Raw genomic sequence first — 17,202 nt, forward strand, 5'->3', positions numbered from 1 at the left:
AAGATATGGATAACAGAAAAAATGACGTTCCGGCAGAATGTATGAATAGGAAGCCCGATACACAGGAAAAACTAGAATGGTTCGGAGAATTTCTCCGGCAAAAGGGGGCTTCCGGCAATACCATAGGCTCCTATCTGACCTCTGTGAGGCTGTATCACAGCATGTACGAAAGCCTGACGCCAGAAAACCTGCAGGCTTATAAGAAATGGCTTCTGGAGCATTATAAGCCGTCCACGGTCAATGCAAGGATCTACGGCATCAACCAATACACGGCTGCCCTGTGCACTGTGGATACGCATCTTGCAGCGGTTCTGATGCCGGAAGGCACGGCTCCCTACAGGCTTCCCTCTGTCAAGCAGCAGCAAAAACCGTTTCTGGATAATGTAATATCCAAACGTGACTATGAGCGTTTGAAGCGATGTCTGAAAAAGGATAATAACCAATTCTGGTATTTTGTGGTGCGTTATCTGGGGGCTACGGGGGCACGGGTCAGTGAACTGATACAGATAAAGGCAGAACACATCAAGATCGGATACATGGATCTTTACTCAAAGGGCGGGAAGGTACGGCGCATCTATTTTCCGGAAAAGCTCTGTGAGGAAACGCTCCTGTGGCTTGAGGAGCGCGAAGTCTCTACCGGTTTTATCTTCACAAACCATCATGGTAAACAGATCACTCCCCGCGGGATCAGCAGCCAGCTGAAGGTATTTGCAAAGAAATACCGGATCGCGCCGGAAACCGTATACCCCCACTCCTTCCGCCACCGGTTTGCAAAGAATTTTCTGGCGAAGTTTAACGATATCTCCCTTCTGGCTGATCTCATGGGCCATGAGAGCATTGAGACCACCAGGGTCTATCTTACGCGCTCTTCTGCAGAGCAGAGGGAGCTGATCGACAAAATCGTTACCTGGTAGATTGCTTTTTTCCGAAAGAACAGATATGATAGTGATGTGATCGAATGCTTAAAGGATGAATGCTTATGTATGAATATGTCTGGTATCAATGGTTCCTTTTTTTCTATGTATACTGCTTCTTTGGGTGGATCTTTGAGTCCACCTATGTCTCTGTGAAGGAACGCCATTTTGTCAACCGCGGCTTTCTGCGCCTTCCCATGCTGCCTCTCTACGGAACCGGCGCTGTGATGATGCTGTGGGTGTCCCTGCCTGTAAAGGACAGCCTTCCTATGGTATATCTGTCCGGCGTTGTAGCTGCCACCATACTGGAGTATGTCACCGGCTGGGGGATGGAAAAGCTTTTTAAGATGAAATACTGGGACTACAGCAATCAGCGTTTCAATTTAAACGGATATATCTGCCTTTCTTCCTCCGTCGCCTGGGGCTTTTTGACCATCTTCCTCACAGAGGTGATACACAGGCCCATTGAACGGTATGTGCTGGGACTTCCAGTGGGTGTCAGCCTTGTGTGCGTGTCTGTGATCTCCGTGCTCTTTGTCATCGACACAGCTGAATCTGTGAAGGCTGCCCTGGATCTTGCAAAGGTTCTGGATGCCATGACAGCAATGCGGGCAGAACTGGATGATATCCAGGTACAGATGGCGCTCTTAAAAGCAGATACCCGCCAGAGAGTGGAAGAGGCTAAGGAGGTGTCCGCTTTGAAGCTGGAGCTTGCCAAGGCGGAAGCGGCTGCAAGGACGGCTGCCATAAAGCAGGAAACCGCCGCAAAAGCGGCTGCCATGAAGCAGGAGACTGCTGAGAAAGCTGCCCTTCTTTGCGTTGAGGCCGCTGAACGAATGGAAAGCCTCACAGACAGCGCTGCAGGCCGGATGAGCCGTCTCGCAAACAGCACTGCAGATCGGATGAACAGCCTTGCCGACAGCACTGCAGAACGCATAAGCAGCCTGGCTGACAGCACTGCCGGACGTGTAGGCACCCTTGTGGAGCACACGGCGGACAAGGTGACAAAGACAGCAGGACGGCTCTCCGAGCTCACAGAGGACGCAGCGGCAAAGGTAAGCAGCGCTCTCAAGTACACCGCATCTTCTTCTGATTCCCATGAGGGAAAAGAATCCTTCTCCCATATCCGCCGCGAAAGGCTTGCCGCCCTGTCCCAGCGTCTGGATGAGATGAAGGAAAAACAGCACAGCCTGTCCGCACACATAGGTTTTTATCACCGAAGCCTGCTGAAAGGCAATCCTTCCGCCTCCTGTCCAAGGTTTGCAGAGGCCCTAAAGGAACTTCGGGAAATCATCGCAGATACAAAACATTAGAAGCTTAGAAAAGCCTGGATCGCAAAGGATCCAGGCTTTCTCATCATCCTCTATCCGACTTTTCCATATCAGTCATATACCGGCTCTCCTTCGCCGCCAATGGCTCTCCGGCCCATTTTATAGACAATCCTGTAGAAGGTAGGCAGCAGCAGAAGAGTCAATGCTGTGGAGGCGATCAGACCGCCGATATTTACAAGGGCAAGGCCCTGCATCATGGCTCCGGCCTTTCCGAAGGCAAGGGCATTGGGGACCATGGAAATGATGGTGGTCAGTGTGGTCATGAACATGGGGCGCATGCGGATAGCTCCTGCTTCCACCAATGCCTTTTCCAGAGGATCTCCTGCTCCCAGCATCTGGTTTACCGTATCCACGTAAAGGATACCATTATTTACAACGGTTCCTGCCAGCATCAGAAAGCCCAGCATAGAAACCATACTGATTGGACAGCCGCCAAGGAACAGGAGTCCGAAGGAACCGATCAGACTGAAGGGCATGGTAGTCATAACCATAAGGGAGTATTTCGGTGACTCAAACTGAATAGCCATGACAATGAATACCAGGAAAATACCTGTTCCCAGCGCACCGCCTAAGGCTGTTAATTCCTCTCTCATTATCTCATCCAGGGAGTTTTCCGCCGGCTCCACGCCAGCCGGGAGCTTCCAGTTATTTACAAATTCCTTGACGTCCTTCTCTGCTGTCTTTTTGTAGCCTGCCTGGGGCTCCATGGTGATCGCAACCTGGTACTGCTTATTCTTACGCTCGATCTGCTGAGGACTGTCTTTGTAATAGATATCTGCCAGATCCTCCAGAGGAAGCTGCGTGCCTGTGGCTGTGGTGATCATCATTCCCTGAAGGGCATCAATGGAATCATACCGGTCCGGAGCAAATTCTACTTTTACATCCACGTCCTCGCCGCTCACACGGATGGTGGAGGCCGTCACACCGCTTAGGTTGGAATAAATCACAGAACCAATGGAGGCCGGGGTAAGGCCCTCTGCCTGAGCCTTTACAGGATCAATATTCACCTTCACAACAGGGGCTGCATTCTCCACGGACGTGTGGACCTGCATAATATCGTCTCTCTGGCGCAGCTCCTCTGCAAGTTCCTCTGCCGCTTCCTTCAGTACGTCATAGTCAATGCTCTGAAGATCGATCTCGATCTCATCCCCATCGGACACGGCTGAGGAGGAGGTTGTGCTTCCCTGCTTCATTGTGATCGAAACATCCCTATAATTCTCTGTCTCATATCTCCACGCTTCGATCTTATCATCGGTAGAGCCCTTATATTCATCCTTTAAATAGGCGCTCAAGGTAACATCGCTTCCACCCGAAATACTCAAACCGCTGGCTCCATAGGTGAGCAGATAGTGATCCACATCCTCATCTGACATCACAAGCTCCTCCAGCCCTGCCACAGTCTCATTGATCGCATCAATTGACAGTCCCGGCTTTGTCTTGATCGTCATATCAACGATTCCCTCGTCCACAGACGTTATCAGATCCACTCCCAGCCTGGATGCCATAACAATGGACACTGCGAGAAGGGCAATGCTGGCTGTCAATACCAGCCTTGTCTTCGGTATCACGGACGGCATATTCGTCCTGTACCAGGATTGCAGGGACTTAATAAACCTGTTTGCCGGAGCGCTGTCATTTTCCCGGGGATGCCACTGCAGGTAACACAGGGGGACAATGGATACTGCAGAAAACAGGGAGGCTATCATACAGAATACAATGGTATATCCCAGCTGTGTAAACAGCTGTCCTGACATACCGCTCAGCATTGCAAGAGGCAGGAATACAACACAGGTGGTAACTGTACCGCCAGTGATAGAACCAATCATGGTGCGGCTACCTTCAATGGCAGCATGATAAAAATCCAGCTTTTCCTTTGCCCTGAAGCAGCCGTCCAGAACATTGATGGAGTTATCTACCATCATACCAACGCCCAGAACCAGAGAGGTCAGTGAAACCACATTCATGGAAAAGCCCATGCAGCTCATACATATGAGCGCCAGCACCACAGATACTGGAATGGATGTTCCCACGATAATAGACGCTCTGACATCCCCGTAGAACAGCCACAGGATGATCATGGAAAGGATGATCGCCATGACCATGGTCTGGCACACATTTGTGATGGATTCCACGATCATGTCGCTGGAATCATTTACAACGGTTATGTCAAGACCAGGCATCTTCTGCTTCAGGACCTCGATTTCCTTCATGACCTGTTTTGACACATCAATGGCTGTAGCGCTCTGCTGTTTTTTTATTCCCAGGGATATGATATCTTTCCCGTTATAGCGTCCAATGGAATCCGCATCCTCCAGGGCATCGTATACATTAGCAATGTCTGACAGATGGATGGTATCTCCGTTTGCCAGGGGGATTGCCACGGATTTCAGGCTTTCCGTGCTTTCATAATCATTTCCCACACTGACATCCAGATCCTGCCTTCCTACGCTGATATCGCCTGCAGGGATCGTAAAATCAGCCGCCCCTACGATCTGGGCCACGGCGCTGAGATTTAAATGATACTGCTCCAGCTTTTCCGGGATCAGCTCTATCCTTGTATAGGCTTCCTGTCCTCCGGCAATGGAGACCTCACCCACGGAACTGAGCTTTTCAAATTCCGGGACGACCTTATCATTCACATAGGTATAGAGATTTCCATCCACACTGCCGCCCACTGCAAGGGTAACAACAGCCCGGGCATTCATATCCAGCTCCATAATGGTGGGCTCTTCTATGTCATCGGGCAGTTCTGACCGTATGCCGTCAATGGCCTTCTTCAGGTCAATGTAGGCTGTATCCATGTTGGTGCCGTAATCGTACTGTACCAGGACAACAGCAACATTTTCCTGGGAAAAGGACTGCACCGTGTCTACGCTGTCCAGAGAGGATATGGCATCCTCCTGCTTCTGGGTGATCAGGTCATTGACATCCTCCGGGCTGGCTCCCGCATAGACAGTACCGATCACCAGCATAGGAAGTTCCATCTCAGGCGTCAGCTCCAGCTTTGTCCCCAACAAGGATTGGATTCCAAAATAAGCAATGGTGATCAGGCAGAGCACCACCGTAACAGGTCTTCTTACCGCAAACTTTGTAATATTAACCATCGATCTTCACCTGCCCGTCATGTACACCATTGTTGTCAGATGCATCTGCCTGGGAACTGCTCTCCCGGGCACTGTCTTCCGGTGCTGCCTCCTCGTTGACGCTTTCCTCCGTCAGCACCTCCACTCCGTCCTGAAGCTCATTGCTCCAGCTGGTGATCACTGCACTGTTCTCTGTAAGCCCGGCTGTTACTTCCATTATACGGGCATCATAAATACCGGACTCGATCTCTGTCTTTTTTGCAATGCCGTCCTCATAGCAGAATACAAAGGGAACGCCTCCGTCATAGCTGACAGCATCCACCGGGATGGTCATTACATTCTCTGCCCGGTTCATGACAACTGTCAGCTTTACACGAGTACCTGTGGTAAGGCCCTTTGACTCCGGTATCGCAGCCTTCACATCATAGAGGCCGGAAGCGCTGTTGACCATGGTTCCGATCTCCATTACCTTTGCCTCATATGATGTTCCATTTTTTTCTATCTCTATCGTATCTCCTGCAGAAAGATTGGAGAGGATCTTTTCAGTAATCCCAAATTTTACCTGCAGGCCTTCGCCGCCGGAGATCGCGCAGATCACCGTATTCGTGCCGACGTGGTCATGGGGCTCCACTGTCCTGGATTCCACGATCCCACTGATAGGAGCGGTCACCGTGGTATGCTCCACCTGGAGGTCATACTGGTTTTTTGCAGTATCATAGGCGATCCTGGCATTCTCGTGTCCATTTTCAGCCTGCTCCATATCCTGCTGGGATACATACCCGCCGGCGTAAAGCGCCCTGGTCCTGGTCAGGCTGTTCTCTGCGTTGCGCAGGGATACGGCTGCAGCATCCATCTGCAGCTTCAGGGCAGTGAGGGCATCGGTATCGATCCTGCAGAGTGCCTGGCCTGCCTCCACCATATCTCCTGCCTGGAAATAGACCTCCAGCACCTCTCCTCCCATTTTAGGCTGAACAGCTGCGCTGGATCTGGCCTCTATGACACCTGTCAGATCCGTATAGAGGATAATATCCCCCTTTCCGGGTTTTTCCACTGATACTGTTGGCCGCGTTTCATACTCTGCCGTATCGCCTCCGCACCCAAAAAGGCCATAAAAAATTCCGGCTGCAGCAATTACTGCTGCTCCGCCCAGAATCAATGCTTTCTTCTTCATGGTATTTGTTCCTTCCTGATTAAAATATTCTTTAAAATGATCTATGCTGTTTTTCTCTGGAGGGCCTTCTCCACGATCTGCAGCTGGGATTCCATGGTCTCTTTGAGTCTGCCAATATCAGAATATCCCAGAGCATACATCATAAATGTCTTAAACATGATATCTGTACCCAGCCCCACGGCATATGCAAACTGGCTCTCGTCCAACTCCGGATAGCGGCATGCATCCCGTTCTGAAAAACATGTAAGTACAAACTGGCGGGCCTTCCCTGAGTTGTAAAACTCCTGTCTCACTGAAAGTGCCAGATCCCTGCACTCGCTCTCCAGCACGATCTTCCTGCACATATCTATGTAAGACTCCAGTCTTCCATTCCTTTCCATCTGTACCATACTCCGGATAGCTGCCTGGTAATAATTCCCCTGCTCTGCCTTCAGGCATTTCAGAAAATCTTCCCGTTTTTCCGCTCCCAGCTCCTGCAGCACATAGCAGAACAAATCTTTCTTATCATTAAAATAAAGATAAAAGCTGGCTCTGGAAATACTGGCTTCCTTAATAAATCGGCTGATACGCATAGAAGAATAGGACCCCTTTGAAAATTCCTTACAAGCTGCCTCCAGGATCCTCCTGCGTTTCTCCGGATTTAAATTCACCATTCTCTTTGACCACATATGTATACCCTTTTTGTCCTATCAGGGATATGACACCTCCTTCTTTTTGTTGGAACTATAATATAATACATTTTTCCAAACTGCCACCGTCAAAATCCGGAAAATGGGTACACAAAAAGCCGAAAGTGTGAAATAATTACACACTCTCGGCCTTTTTGTATACCTCTTTATATTTTTTTAATTATTCTGTGGGAAGAAATGTCATCTGTCCCGTTCCCAGCCGGTAAATAACATCCACCAGCCGGTTGATCTCCTCCTCGGTTTGCGTTTTCCCATCCAGAGAAAGTCCCAGGATCGCATATGTAAATGTACGGGCGGCTATATCGAACTCTGCCTTTGGACGGTCACAGCACCATCCCTTTTATTCCAAAAGGTTTACCAGATAGCCATGGAGCTTTGCAAACAGCCTCTCTGTGAAAGGCAGGAACTGCCCTGACTCCATGAGCAGCTTCGCAGGCTCCTTATGTTCTTCCATGAACAGGAAGAATTTCTTGATATCCTCCTTCATGTCACCAGAATCAAGAGAGGAAAAAAACGCCTCCAGAGACCTCGTAGACATCACATCCACCAGATCATAGATATTGTCAAAATGATAGTAAAATGTCTTCCGTGAAATGCCGCATCTCTCTACGATATCGGCCACCGTGATCTTGAAATTTTTCCTTTCCTCCACCAGTTCCTGATAAGCCCGGATGATGATTCCCTTTGTATCTACCGGCATGTATACTCTCCTTTTTATTCTGCATATGCACCAGATGTAGGGAGGGCTGTGCAGCCGCCAGGCCGCACAGCCCTCCTATATGTCACATAACTGTCTTTCCTTACAGCATTGCATCAACCATAGCCTGTACAGCTTCGCCCAGTGCAGCTGCCTTTGCCTCTGCATCCTCCAGGGAAGTACCCTTGATCCCATAGTAGAACTTGATCTTAGGTTCTGTGCCGGAAGGTCTTACGCAGATCCATGCTCCGTCTGTCATGTCATAGTAGAGAACGTTGGAAGCCGGAAGTCCTGTTGGCTTCACCTCTCCTGTCTCCATGTCCTTGATGGTATCTAACTTGTAGTCTCTTGCAGATACCACCTTGTAGCCGCCGACCTCTGCCGGAGTGTTGCCCCGCAGTGTCTCCATGATGGACTGGATCTTTGCCAAGCCCTCAATTCCGGATAAACCGATGGACTTCACCGCATCCTTGTAGTAGCCGTACTTTTCGTACATTGCTACCATTGCATCCCACAGAGTCATATTCTTCTGCTTGTAGTAAGCTGCTGCCTCACACAGGGCTGCTGTAGCGGAGATCGCATCCTTATCACGGGCATAGGTGCCGATCAGGCAGCCGTAGCTCTCCTCCATACCAAAGAGGTAGGTGCCCTTTCCTGTCTTCTCATTCTTGAGGATCTGCTGTCCGATCCACTTAAAGCCGGTGAGAACCTCGATCAGCTCTGCATTGTAGGCCTTTGCCACTGCATCGATCAGGTTGGTGGAAACGATGGATTTCACAACCTGTCCATCTGCCGGGATCTTGCCTGCTGCCTGCTTCTGGCTCAGCACGTACTCGCACAGAAGGGAGCCGGACATGTTGCCTGTCAGCGGGATATAGTCTCCTGACTTTGTATCCTTTACATAAACGCCTAAGCGGTCTGCATCCGGGTCAGTTGCCAGCACCAGGTCTGCATCCTTCTCCTTTGCCAGCTTAAGGCCTAAGGCAAATGCCTCTGCTGCCTCAGGGTTCGGATAGCTTACGGTCGGGAAGTTGCCGTCAGGCAGCTCCTGCTCCGGTACTACGTATACATGCGTGAAGCCCAGCTCCTTCATCACTCTTCTGGCCGGGATATTGCCTGTGCCGTGAAGAGGTGTATAGATAATGGTGATCTGATCCTGCATCTCGTCAATGGCCTTCTGGTTCACTACCTGGGCTTTTACCTGTGCAATGTACTTGTCATCGATCTCCTTGCCGATCACCTGATACTTGCCTGCTGCAAGGGCAGATGCCTCGTCTGTGGTCTTAACAGTGGAAAGATCCTCGATTGCCAGAACTTCCTCTGTTACGCCCTTGTCATGAGGAGGTGTGAACTGTGCGCCGTCCTCCCAATATACCTTGTAGCCGTTGTACTCAGGCGGGTTATGGCTGGCTGTGATATTGATGCCTGCAACGCAGCCCAGCTCCCGGACTGCAAAGGACAGCTCAGGTGTCGGACGCAGGGACTCAAACTTGTAGGCCTTGATGCCGTTGGCTGCCAGTGTCATAGCTGCTTCCATGGCAAACTCAGGAGACATGTGACGGGAATCGTAAGCAATGGCTACGCCCTTATCTGCTGCGCCCTGCTTGATGATATAGTTTGCAAGGCCCTGAGTAGCGCGCCTTACCACGTAGATGTTCATGCGGTTGATACCTGCTCCGATGATGCCGCGAAGACCTGCGGTTCCAAACTCCAGGTCCATATAGAAACGCTCTTTGATCTCATTCTCATTTCCCTCAATGGCGCGCAGCTCCGCTTTTGTCTCCTCGTCAAAATAAGGATTTGATAACCATTCCTGGTATATCTTCATGTAATCTTTCATGATCGTACTCCCTCCTGATATGTTTTGCCATGCATTGTTTCCATGCATTTTCTGGTAATAATTATACTATATTGCGTTAAAAAAAGGAAGTACGAGAGCGATTGTTTTTCTGAAATACAGCCCCCTATATGCTCATTTCCAGGCGCCGCAGGAACAAGCGGCGGGATGCCTCCTGGAGCTCTAAGCTTTTTAGCTTGTCAATGTTCCTGCCGGGTATCCATGCCTTGTTTGCATTGTAATAAAAATTCAGCTGCTTCCAATACTTTTCCGGATACAGAAAGAGATAATAAAGGCAGCGTTTTTCTTCCCGGTCAATGGGAAGGACGCGTTCATAGGACTCCAGCATGGAAAGGCCCAGATCTGCGTTCCAGCCATGTTTTTCCATGACCTTGCGCATAAAGCGGTAGAGGTCGGATACCTGAATGCCCAGATGCATCCTGTTGTACTCTATGATGGCGGTGTAATGACCGCCCATCAGCACGTGATGCTGGTCCAGATCGCCATGGCAGAGGTGGAGGGGGGTGCCCGGAACTCTTAATTCGGCAGCCTCTAAATTTCTGACTTCCCCCTCATCCCCCTGCTCCCACAGGCCTGCCATACCCTTTGCCGCCTCTCTGGCCTGCTGGTAGAACATACTGTAGTTTCCGATCACGCACAGCTCAAATTCCGACTTTCTGCGCTTTTCCCGGATGTAGTTCCTGGCACGCTGCATTTCCCTGTTGTGGCGCTCCATTTCATCCTTCAGCGGCGGCTCGCAGACAGAGCCCATGCTCCACTCCTCCTTAAAGGGGATCTCCCTTAACTGGCGGTGGAGCATGGCAAGGCGCGCTAAGGCCTGGCGGATCTCGAACCCGTCCTTCAGATTGCATTCCCTGTCTGAATACCATTCTTTTAATATGTAACAGCTGCCATCCCCTGTAACTGTGAGGATGGCATCCTCCCTGTTCCTGATATACCTGTCCGCTCTCAGGCTTGTGCGCAGATCAAGCTGGCCCAATACCTCATCTTCAAACTCCAGACGCTTCACCGTGCCCCTGTATTCCTTTAACAGGCTTACGCCCCTGTCTGTCTCACAGATCCAGGAGCCGCGGCCCTTCCGCACGGATATGACTTCCATATCATACTGTTCTAAGGCTTCCACGTACTTCTCGTTCATCTTCAAACCCTCCACACTCTAATCCCTTCTTCTCGTTCAGTCGAAACGGGAAGCTGCCGTTTCAGCTATTTCTAGGGTATGTGGCAGGCTTATGGTTTATGACAACATGCCGCAAAAAACCGCCTCTTCCCTATTGCGGAAAAGGCGGTCCTGCCTGGCGTTATTGATCGCTATTTTCTTCCTTCCAATGCAGCCGGTGGAGCTGCCCGTTTAAAGCCAGCCGTTCAAAGCCGTTCTGCCGTAATGCCTCATAGAGGACTATGGCTGCGGAGTTTGACAGGTTAAGAGAGCGGATATCGCCCCACATCGGGATGCGGACGCAGCGGTCCTCATTTTCCACCAGTATCTCTTCCGGGATACCGGCGCTCTCCTTGCCGAACATCAGATAGCAGCCGGGCTCATAAGACACATCGGAATAAACCTTGTGGGCTTTTGTAGTGGCAAAGTACATTTTCCCAAGAGCATCAGGATTTTTCTCCAGGAAATCCTGGTAATCGCTGTATACGAAGACCTCCAGCTTATCCCAGTAGTCCAGTCCGGCACGCTTTAATGCCTTTTCATTGATCTGAAAGCCCAAAGGCTCTATGAGATGGAGCCTTGTGCCCGTTGCCACACAGGTGCGGCCGATATTGCCTGTATTGGCGGGGATCTCAGGCTCCAGAAGTACAATATTCATCATGGGAGATCACGCCTTTCCTTCCAGCGTTTTGATAAAGTGGTCAATGCGGCCCAGAGCCTCCTTCAGGTTCTTTAAGGAATAGGCATAAGAAATGCGGACAAAGCCCTCTCCGCAGTCTCCAAAGGCGGTACCGGGAACCACTGCCACCTTTTCCTTCTTTAACAGCTCTGTGGCAAATTCCTCTGAGGTCATGCCAAAGCGCTTGATATTCGGGAAGGTATAGAATGCGCCCTGGGGTTCAAAGCATTCCAGGCCCATTTCCTGAAAGGCGTTCATCAGGAAGCGGCGGCGCTGGTTGTAGGCCTCGCGCATCATGGCAACATCTCCGTCTCCGTTCTTCATAGCGGAGACAGCGGCATACTGGCTGGTGGTCGGAGCGCACATGATGGCATACTGATGTATTTTCAGCATCTGTTCCAGGATCAGTGCCGGGGCTGCTGCATAGCCCAGACGCCAGCCTGTCATGGCATAGGACTTTGAAAAGCCGTTGATCAGGACAGTCCTGTCTTTCATGCCCGGGAAGGCAGCGATCGTAGCATGGCGGTGCTGTGTGTAGGTCAGCTCAGAATAGATTTCATCAGATAATACGAAAATGTCCTTCTCAATGACAATGCGGGCGATCTCCTCCAGCTCGTGGCGCTCCATTACAGCGCCCGTGGGGTTATTGGGGAAGGGAAGCACCAGGATCTTTGTCTTGTCCGTGATCTTCTCCAAAAGCTTCTCTGGCGTCAGCTTGAATTTGTCCTTCTCCTCCAGCTCGATGATCACCGGAACACCGTCTGCCAGGGTGACACAGGGCATGTAGGAAACGTAGCTGGGCTGGGGAATGAGCACCTCATCGCCCGGATTGATCATGGCGCGCAGGGCAATGTCAATGGCCTCACTGCCTCCTACTGTTACGATGATCTCTCTGTCCGGATCATATGTCACATCGCAGCGGCGTTTTAAATATTCGCATATCTCAGCCTTTAAAGGCTTCAAGCCTGCGTTGGAGGTATAAAAGGTGCGTCCCTTTTCCAGGGAGTAGATGCCCTCCTCCCTGATATGCCAGGGCGTATCAAAGTCAGGCTCGCCTACGCCCAGGGAGATGGCATCCTTCATCTCATTTACAATGTCAAAGAATTTACGGATCCCTGAGGGGGGGATATTTACTATTTTATCTGATAAGGGGTTTCTCATGGGGTAATCAGCATCCTTTCATCTGTTATGGGTTCACTAATGACCGTACCGTGGTCTTTGTACTTCTTAAGCACAAAATGGGTCGCTGTGCTCAAGACAGATTCCATTGGAGCCAGCTTGTCGGAAACAAACTGAGCTACCTGGCGCATGGTCTTTCCTTCGATAAACACGGTAAAATCGTAGGCGCCGCTCATGAGGTAGACAGCCTCAACCTCACTGTACTGGTAGATGCGCTCTGCGATCTTATCAAAGCCCATTCCTCTCTGCGGAGTCACCTTTACCTCGATCAGGGCTACCACTTTTTCGTCGCTGGTATTGTCCCAGTTGATCAGGGTATGATATCCGCAGATAATGTGCTCCTCTTCCATCTTCGCGATCTCGTTGGCCACCGCCACCTCGCTCTCACCTAAAAGTACCGCCAGATCCTTAATATCAATTCTGCTGTTTTTCTCGATTACCGCCAGTATCTTCTCTCTCATAATTCGCTTCTCCTTCCTATTTTGCGATCCCATGGATCGTATATGCGTTTTTGTGCTTCCGCATGCCGCGCCCTCCCGGCAGACAGGGTGCGGCATGTGGAAGCTCAAGATATGCTTTCTATTGTGGGTATGGGAATCAGCAGCTTTCTGATCTCATCCGGCTGCGGCCTCTCCAAATACCCGGCTGTCTCCTCGCCATGGCGGATCTGACGGGCGATCCCCTTTGTGACGCAGCCGATCACGGCCGCCGGGATCCCCTCCGCCAGGAGTGCCCTCACAAGCTGTCCGCCCCTGTCCGCTGCAAGCAATATGCAGTTTCCGCTAAAGAGACGGTAGGGGTTCAGCTCATACCGCTCACAAACCTCCACTGTGATCTGCCGTATGGGCATAAGGCGCAGATCCACGTCAATTCCTATGTTATAAATTCCTGACAAATTCCAAAGGGCAGCCAAAACGCCGCCCTCTCCTACATACTCATAAGCTGTAACAGGACAATCCTTATCCTGCTGCCTCGCTTTAAGCCACTGCGCTACACAATATGGCTCTTTTTCATCAAGGCATCGCAGAAAGGAAGGGGCAAACCATGTCTCCAGGTCCTCCCTCTTCCTCTGTCCTATCTCTAATGTACCGTGATAACCGACAAAGCCCGCCATCACCAGGTCCTGTCCCGGTTTCATAAAGCCGTCCCGCTTTTCAAAGCCTCCCGGTCCCTGTCCTGCCGTCCTCATTCCGCGACCTCCAGGGTAGTGGGAGCTGCATCGAAAGAACCGCCTGCAGGTACTTCCGGGGGCTGCTCTGCCGCTTCTGTCTGAGCGGGGGCAGGCGCTTCGGCTGCCTCAGCCGGGGCTGCTTCCTGTCCGGCCGGGCTGTTCTGGGCTCCGCCTGCTTCCGGCTGAGCTGCATTATCCTGGGCACTATCTGCTGCAGGAGCCGGCGCTGCCACTGCTCCCGGGCCTCCTGCCGGGCCTTCTATCGGCTGTTGAACCTCTGTAGGCACCTCTGCCGCCGTTTGCTCTTCAGGCGGAACAACCGCCGGGAGGGCCGGGCCTACGCGGTAAATGGCTTTTGATGCATTGTAGGTATCCTGGTTCAGAATGGTGCGCTCCTGCTCTACTCCATCCACAGTGACCACCTTCCAGAGCCTGGAGCGGAGGCCTGTGTGGGAGGACTGTACCTTTACCTGGGCTCCCGGAGCCAGGGTATTGTCCACGATGAGCTGCGGCTCGCCTGGGCTTGTACTTCCCAGGGTCTCGGATATATACTCCACCTTGCGGTTCTCCGGCCTGGTTTCCCTGCCATAGATGGTAAAGGTGAGCTTGCGTCCTTCTGTATAGCCTTCTACATAAATAGGAGTTCCATAATTATTTTTAATTTTAATGTCCTTGTAAGTACCGGCAATGGCCGCGTCTCTGGAGGGCTTTACGTAGGTAACGATCATAGAATGGTTCTGGCGCTGGGCGATCTCTACCTCCGCTTCCAGAGCTGCATTATATAATGTAGTGGCGATCTGGCACACGCCTCCGCCAATACTGTCAACTACCTGCCCGTTTTCATAGGCTGCCGCTGTCTTGTAGCCGTTCGCTGTGGTAAAGGGCTGCAGGCACTCATAGCCTGAAAGCACCTCCCCCGGCATAAGCACATGACCGTTGATCTTTGCCGCGCCCACTGTCAGATTGGTGGAACGTGCCGCGCCGCTGCTGCTGAAATCCGTGGTAAAGGTTCCCAGCACATCCTGTATGGTCTCCAGATCCTCTGTGGTGACTGCCGGCTGCTTTTCTTCCACTGCCGCCTCAATGTGCACCGGCTTCTCTAAGCCCTGAGCCAGAGCCTCATTTAACGCCGCCTCTGTGGCATCGATATCCACTACCTTTCCTGTCACAGACTCCGTGATGACAAAGGCGCCATTTTCCCTGGTAATGGAGGCATCCTTTGGCTCCGCGGTGATACCCTCGCACTGGGCATCCACGAACGCCTTCACCTTGCCGGAATCCACCTTGGCATCCAATGGAAGCTCTACGGGGCTGTCCGCAAGCTGCTTTTTTACCATGTACTGTCTGATCAGGCTTCCGCCCGTATATTCCTCTGCCGCCTGAGCTACCGCATCGGGATTGGCCCAATGAAATCCCAGCTTCTCCGCTGTGGTCTCTACATCCTCTTCACCTACAGACAAGGTGATCTTCTGGCCCGCCAGTCCGTCTATATACTGCTGCACCGCTTCAGCCGCTTCTTCTGCTGTCATGCCCGCCAGACTCTGGTTCCCCGCGCTGACGCCCTCCGGAAATACAGGCGCCGCTCCGGCAGTCAGCGGAAACGCCCACAGCATCCCCGCCGCAAGGGCCGCCGCCAATCCGGCATTCCACATTTTCATTTTCATAAGCTCTCCTCTTTTAACTGCTTCCAAAAATCCGCCTTAATACATGAGTGCGCTCAAGGCCATTGGCACGATCATAGCCAATACTAAAATAACAACGATCACTGTTGAAATGATCTTCTTCACTTTGGGATCTCTCATATTGAACATGTTTCATTCACCTCTTTATAGTAATAATATCGCCTGGAATTTCTTCTTTAGTCTTTGACTGTTCTTCTGCCCTGGAGTCTTCCATGCTGCGAAATAATATGGTCGATCATCCTGGAGGCCTCACTTCGGCTCAGGGCATCTATCTGCACAGTTATGTTTATTCTATGACATTTTACTAAATCCTGCAAGTATTCTTTTTGTCTTTTTGTGGCTGGCTGCTCTCTCTTTGCCTTGTAGATCAAAGCTTTTGGACAAAACAGCTCCGGGCGTTGTTCTCCGTGGCGTTTTCGTATCTCCTGGTACAGCAGATGGGCGGATTCTGCATCGGCCTCTGCCCTGTGGGCCCCGGACTGGGGAATGCTGTAATATGCGCAGGCGCTTCCCAGATTCCGCTTTGTATCACCTTCCATAAATGTGCGGCAGAGTGTCAGGGTATCAATGCCCTCCTTTTCAAACTCCAGGCGGCTGTTCACCGCAGCCCGCTTTAAAAAGCTGTAGTCAAATATGATATGGTGGCCCAGAAGGGGCAGTTCTCCGCAGAAGGAGATCACCCTCTCTATCACAGTCTCAATGGGAGGCGCATCCTTTAACATCTCATCTGTGATCCCTGTAAGCTCCGTGATGCGCTCCTCCAGCTGTTTTCCCGGATTTACAAAGGTGACGAGCCTTTCTGTTATCACTCCGTCCTCCACCTTCAGGGCGGCGATCTCCGTTATCTTCTCCAGCTTTGGCTCCAGCCCTGTGGTCTCAAGATCCAGGGCAATATAGGAATTTGTCATGATCTTCTCTTTTCTTTCTGTATTTTGCTGCGTTCAAAATCCGGGCATTCCTTTTTCAGGAAGCATTCCTCACATTTGGGATTTCTCGCAGTACAAATCGTGCGGCCCAGAGTAATGATGTGGATGTTCCAGAGGATCCAGTGGTCCTTCGGAAGCACCTTCATCAGATCGTATTCGATCTTCTCCGGCTCCTCTTCCTTTGTCAGACCCAGCTTTCTTGAAATGCGCTTTACATGGGTGTCCACCACAATGCTGGGCTCATGGTATATATTGCCCCGGATGACATTGGCTGTCTTCCTGCCAACGCCCGCTAAGGAGGTCAGCTCCTCCAGGGTGCGGGGCAGCACGCCGTCAAGCTCCTCCACCAGGCGCTTGCAGCAGGCAATGATATTCTTTGCCTTTGAGTGGTAAAAACCGATGGAGTGGATATCCTTTTCCAGCTCTCCCAGGTCCGCCTCTGCAAAGGCAGTGAGGGTGGGATATTTTTTGAACAGCTCCTCTGTCACAATATTGACTCTGGCATCTGTGCACTGGGCACTTAAGATCACAGCGATCAAAAGCTGCCACGGGGTCTCGTAATTTAAATAGCAGCGGTAATCCGTCCCATACTGCTCATCCAGCAGCTGCAGGATGCGGGCAGCACGGGCGGCAGCGGCTTTTTTTGTCTCTGGCATAAATGTAACT

At 51.2% G+C, this 17,202-nt stretch carries 15 protein-coding genes; 2 read left to right on the top strand and 13 right to left on the bottom strand.

Going from position 1 to position 17,202, the window contains the following annotated elements; genetic code table 11:
• The first annotated feature begins 5 nt into the window (after positions 1 to 5).
• Together LIZ87_RS10345 and LIZ87_RS10350 are read left to right on the top strand one after the other, a co-directional pair.
• Positions 6 to 914, top strand: coding sequence for a tyrosine-type recombinase/integrase (locus LIZ87_RS10345; RefSeq protein WP_330664584.1), 909 nt, complete (start codon positions 6 to 8; stop codon positions 912 to 914).
• Positions 915 to 979: 65 nt separating this feature from the next.
• Complete coding sequence (locus LIZ87_RS10350; RefSeq protein WP_227146824.1) at positions 980 to 2,227, top strand: putative ABC transporter permease; 1,248 nt, start codon at positions 980 to 982, stop codon at positions 2,225 to 2,227.
• 68 nt (positions 2,228 to 2,295) lie between these two features.
• On the opposite strand, the gene LIZ87_RS10355 is transcribed toward LIZ87_RS10350, so the two are convergent.
• The 13 genes from LIZ87_RS10355 to nth form a co-directional block, all read right to left on the bottom strand.
• Positions 2,296 to 5,349 (bottom strand): efflux RND transporter permease subunit, encoded by a 3,054-nt coding sequence (locus LIZ87_RS10355; protein ID WP_227146826.1) that lies wholly within the window; start codon positions 5,347 to 5,349, stop codon positions 2,296 to 2,298.
• A complete protein-coding gene (locus tag LIZ87_RS10360) occupies positions 5,342 to 6,499 on the bottom strand; it encodes an efflux RND transporter periplasmic adaptor subunit (RefSeq protein ID WP_227146828.1) in 1,158 nt (385 codons plus the stop codon). Before LIZ87_RS10360 ends, LIZ87_RS10355 begins: the two co-directional genes overlap by 8 nt.
• A 41-nt stretch (positions 6,500 to 6,540) precedes the next feature.
• Positions 6,541 to 7,167 (bottom strand): TetR/AcrR family transcriptional regulator, encoded by a 627-nt coding sequence (locus LIZ87_RS10365; protein WP_227146830.1) that lies wholly within the window; start codon positions 7,165 to 7,167, stop codon positions 6,541 to 6,543.
• A 361-nt stretch (positions 7,168 to 7,528) separates the two neighbouring features.
• Complete coding sequence (locus LIZ87_RS10370; protein WP_178317143.1) at positions 7,529 to 7,888, bottom strand: TetR/AcrR family transcriptional regulator; 360 nt, start codon at positions 7,886 to 7,888, stop codon at positions 7,529 to 7,531.
• A gap of 100 nt (positions 7,889 to 7,988) precedes the next feature.
• Positions 7,989 to 9,725 carry a phospho-sugar mutase gene (locus tag LIZ87_RS10375; protein WP_178317144.1) on the bottom strand — a complete coding sequence of 579 codons (1,737 nt, stop codon included), beginning with the start codon at positions 9,723 to 9,725 and terminating at the stop codon, positions 7,989 to 7,991.
• Positions 9,726 to 9,849: 124 nt separating this feature from the next.
• On the bottom strand, positions 9,850 to 10,881 hold the full coding sequence (locus tag LIZ87_RS10380; protein WP_227146832.1) for a spore coat protein CotS: 1,032 nt from the start codon (positions 10,879 to 10,881) through the stop codon (positions 9,850 to 9,852).
• Between the two features lie 160 nt (positions 10,882 to 11,041).
• Positions 11,042 to 11,560 (bottom strand): tRNA (uridine(34)/cytosine(34)/5-carboxymethylaminomethyluridine(34)-2'-O)-methyltransferase TrmL, encoded by a 519-nt coding sequence (gene trmL, locus LIZ87_RS10385; RefSeq protein ID WP_227146834.1) that lies wholly within the window; start codon positions 11,558 to 11,560, stop codon positions 11,042 to 11,044.
• A gap of 6 nt (positions 11,561 to 11,566) precedes the next feature.
• On the bottom strand, positions 11,567 to 12,739 hold the full coding sequence (locus LIZ87_RS10390; protein ID WP_227146837.1) for a pyridoxal phosphate-dependent aminotransferase: 1,173 nt from the start codon (positions 12,737 to 12,739) through the stop codon (positions 11,567 to 11,569).
• The gene (locus tag LIZ87_RS10395; protein WP_178317378.1) at positions 12,736 to 13,218 is read right to left on the bottom strand and encodes an Lrp/AsnC family transcriptional regulator; all 483 of its coding nucleotides are present in this window, start codon (positions 13,216 to 13,218) and stop codon (positions 12,736 to 12,738) included. The genes LIZ87_RS10390 and LIZ87_RS10395 overlap by 4 nt, the downstream gene beginning before the upstream one ends.
• Positions 13,219 to 13,322: 104 nt before the next feature.
• Entirely contained in the window at positions 13,323 to 13,946 is a 624-nt protein-coding gene (locus LIZ87_RS10400; RefSeq protein WP_178317377.1) for an AIR synthase, read from the bottom strand.
• Positions 13,943 to 15,592 carry a VanW family protein gene (locus LIZ87_RS10405; RefSeq protein WP_227146840.1) on the bottom strand — a complete coding sequence of 550 codons (1,650 nt, stop codon included), beginning with the start codon at positions 15,590 to 15,592 and terminating at the stop codon, positions 13,943 to 13,945. Before LIZ87_RS10405 ends, LIZ87_RS10400 begins: the two co-directional genes overlap by 4 nt.
• Before the next feature lie 194 nt (positions 15,593 to 15,786).
• Positions 15,787 to 16,518, bottom strand: a complete 732-nt coding sequence (locus tag LIZ87_RS10410) for a 3'-5' exonuclease (RefSeq protein ID WP_178315749.1) — start codon at positions 16,516 to 16,518, stop codon at positions 15,787 to 15,789.
• Positions 16,515 to 17,192, bottom strand: a complete 678-nt coding sequence (gene nth, locus LIZ87_RS10415; RefSeq protein ID WP_227146843.1) for an endonuclease III — start codon at positions 17,190 to 17,192, stop codon at positions 16,515 to 16,517. Before nth ends, LIZ87_RS10410 begins: the two co-directional genes overlap by 4 nt.
• Between the last annotated feature and the right edge of the window lie 10 nt (positions 17,193 to 17,202).

This window comes from Lacrimispora sp. 210928-DFI.3.58 (genome assembly GCF_020554865.1).
Classification (GTDB): Bacteria; Bacillota; Clostridia; order Lachnospirales; family Lachnospiraceae; genus Enterocloster.